Source organism: Lachnospira hominis (ex Hitch et al. 2025) (assembly GCF_040096395.1).
Lineage (GTDB): Bacteria > Bacillota > Clostridia > Lachnospirales > Lachnospiraceae > Lachnospira > Lachnospira hominis.
This window is the reverse complement of the sequence record NZ_JBBMES010000040.1, coordinates 1-3,381: the sequence shown is the minus strand read 5'-3', so window position 1 is coordinate 3,381 and position 3,381 is coordinate 1. Positions and strand designations below refer to the sequence as shown.

The 3,381-nt window shown below is 40.7% G+C and carries 3 protein-coding genes; all 3 read right to left on the bottom strand.

Annotated features, from left to right (window positions below):
- The coding region (locus WMO38_RS14875) for a hydrolase (RefSeq protein WP_349163199.1) at window positions 1-1,282 on the bottom strand (1,282 nt) is incomplete at its 3' end.
- A 119-nt stretch (window positions 1,283-1,401) separates the two neighbouring features.
- Entirely contained in the window at window positions 1,402-1,971 is a 570-nt protein-coding gene (locus WMO38_RS14870; protein WP_006859616.1) for a PBECR4 domain-containing protein, read from the bottom strand.
- Between the two features lie 252 nt (window positions 1,972-2,223).
- Window positions 2,224-3,381, bottom strand: a 1,158-nt coding sequence (locus WMO38_RS14865) for a VirB4-like conjugal transfer ATPase, CD1110 family (RefSeq protein WP_349163198.1), incomplete at its 5' end; no start/stop codon positions are given.

Here is a 3,381-nt window from a genome sequence, read left to right as displayed (position 1 = left end):
CTTCCACATCCTTTGTTCCTGTGCTTGTGGTGTATGAACACATATCATTTACAACTGCCTGCAGCCAGCCTTTTGAAATGTCATTCATGACTGTTGCAGTATCTCCGATACCATGCTTGACCATATAGACTGCCATGATGTCATAGTAATTGCTTGGGTTTTCTTCCATACCTTCATAATCCACATATACAAGCTCTCCAAGGTCATATCCGGTATGCTCATTCACTTTCGTATTCACATCCCGGTTAAACTCCTGCACATAAGCACTCGTTACTGTCTGCACGGTATCTCCTGATTCAAGTGGTGGCAGAAATAAAGCAAATGGAGAATTGTAAAGGATTGCTATCACCGCTATAACCGGAACCGCAATCATGGCAACTACAAGAACAAGTAATAAAAGCACCAATCCGATAATCGGTGCAGCTGCCTTTACCCAGGTAATCACTTTTCGCACAATCAGATCCTTTACCAGTTTTGCCACGCTGTCTGTCTGATTCTCCTGTGCTTTCATCTTATCCAGAAAGAATTTTATCTTCCTGCTCCGGTTGGTCATCTTTTCATCCTTGACCTCTATGGACACACCTGCAGCATATCCGGCTGCCATGCCGATTGCCGTGCCAACTCCCGGTGCAACCGCTGTTCCTGCCGCTGTAGCAGCTGCCTTTGTAGCAGTTTTTGTTGCAACCTTGGCAGTAGTCTTTGCTGTTTCTTTTGCCGTCTCTTTAGCTACCGTCTTGGCAGTATCTTTGGCAGCTTTCTTTGCTGTCCTTTTTGCCAGCTTCTTTCCTGCCTCTACCTTCTTGATACGCTTTCTTGCCTCGGCTGCCGCCTTTTTCCTGAAAAGTGCTGCACCCTTGGAAGCAGTTCCGGTAACAGGTCGGCTTGATTCATATGCAAGATATGCTGCCTGCGATACCTCATGCCCGCCTTCCACCTGTTCTGTTACTGCCCCAGCTGCAAGTGCTCCTGTTCTTCCTGCAATGTGAAGATTGGTGTTCTTGGTCTTGATGGAAGTTCCTGACTCTCTGATGTTACGCTTAAACCTAGAAAGACCTTTATCCTTAGCCTCCGATTGATGAATGGTACTCTTTCTATAAGTACGCTTTCCACCAGCACTTTTCTGAAGCATTAATTTTGCAGATGCTTTTTTATCCATTTCATTGGCTTTAGCATCATGCACTTTCGGACCTCTCTCTACTGTATAGATGTTGCTGCCTTTAATCTTGGCACCCTTTGGCTCGTGGGCATGAATCTTGGCTTTCTCCTTGGTGTGAATGACCATTGGTTTGTCATCCACTTTCTTTATCTTCATTGTTCTCACCTTCTTTCTACATCCATTACCCAAAAATGGGTAAAAAAATAGCCATCTGGATGATTAGTCCAAATGGCTTATGTAAAAATCTATTTGATTCTATTGTAAAGAACTGTCTCTATTCTGGTTGATAAATCAATCTTTTTCTTATAAAGAAGTGTCCACGATGCTTGATTTTTTGAATAATCCATCTTTTCCTCTGGAAAAAATGAACGACAGAAATAATTATCTCCTTCATCATTAGATAAAAACAAAAATAGATTCCTGCTCTCCACGTTGTTTTCCATAAGATAATCAGCCTCAATCATTGAATACATATTTGCTTTCTTATTATACTTAAACACAGTATCATTACTATCAATCATTTGTTCAAGCAATGGCAGGAAATGAACTCTTTGCTCTATCTTATTATAAAAATCTGATGACTCTATTTTTTCAATTGTAATTGTTCCATCTGCTATCTCATCAAATACTCTCCCTCTGTCTCGGCTCAATTCAGGTCTGTCTACCAGATATTGTAATCCCATAAGATGAAAACAATCTTTTTTATCAAATGAAATTCTTAATGTAACTGAAACACCTTTTCTCCCTAGTACAAGCTCATATTCGGTTGATAATAGCGGAATAAATGCATTTATGCAATCTAAAACATTCCTCATTACAGTTCTCCACTACATCCTTAGATTAAGAAAGGCTCTGCATAAGCAGAGCCCTTCTAACATTTTCTTTCGAGGATTAACCTCTAGCCAGATTGTGGTAAATGTCAAACCCTTATAAAGCTCATAAGGCACTGCTCTCTGGCACAACACCTTACTTTGCCGCTTGGCAGACACTCAAGTTGCCTGTCTTTAATATTATATTACCTGTCATATGAAAATATGTCAATCCAAAATTCATGACTTCATAAAGAATTAACATTTTTCATTTGCATGCTTTTTCATCTCAATTATCTCGTGAATGTTGGTATTGTACAGATTATACAAATCCGTATCCTTACTTATCTGATTATCAAACGGAATCACCACAGAACCACACTTGATAAGTCCCATTCCAGATGCAGTATTGGTTACAAATCTAAGCTGTGCCTCTGATACTCCGATAACCTCCGCCATCTTGGAACTGTCTGTATTCGCCTGCTTTAAAAGTGCCACAAACTCAGAGTTTGCAAGCATTGTGGTTGCTGTGTAATTCTGCAACAGATCGACTACATTTTGTGTGATACCGGTACAAAGACCTCCCTGTTTTCTCACTTTCTTCCAGAGCTGCTGCAGATATTTTGCAGAATACTCGGAATTAAGTAAGACATGGAACTCATCAATATAGAGCCATGTTGCCTTGCCTCTCTTACCATTCTCAACAATCCTGTTCTGAATGGACTCCATCATGACAAGCATTGTGATAGGACTAAGCTCTGTACCTAAGTCCCTGATGCCATATACTGTGAATCTGTTATCCACATCCACATTTGTCTGATGGTTGAAGATGTTAAGTGAACCATTTACAAAAAGCTCCAATGACAATGCAATGTCCTTTGCCTCGTCCTCCGGCTGTGCCATAAGGATATCGTAAAAGTCACTCATTACAGGGATATACTTCTCTTTGCTCCTTGCAATGTCGATATACAGCTTTCTCACACAGCGGTCAATGATTGACTTCTGTCTTGAATTTAAACTGTCTCCGATACACTGCTCACAAAGTCCAAGCATAAACTCGCCTTTTTCTCTTACCATTCCCTTTGAATCATTCGGGTCAAGGCTCCACACATCCATCTCCAGCGGATTCACATAGTTATCCGTGTAAGTAGACATATTTACTACAGTTCCGCCATAAGTCTCAGCAATATCAAAGTATTCGTTCATTGGATCTATGACGATTATCTCATCATCACCCGACAAGAATACGCTGCCCATCTCCATCTTGCAGAAGAAGGATTTACCGGAACCCGGCACACCAAATACAAAGCCATTTCCATTAATGAGCTTCTTTCTGTTGCCGATATTCACATTCTTGCTGATCTGGTTGATGCCATAATAGTTTCCTGTGCTGTCATTTAATTCCTGCACATTAAA

Coding starts and splice junctions, on each gene's coding strand:
- WMO38_RS14870 (WP_006859616.1), bottom strand. CDS start 1,971: ATGAGGAATGTTTTAGATTGCATAAATGCATTTATTCCGCTATTATCA.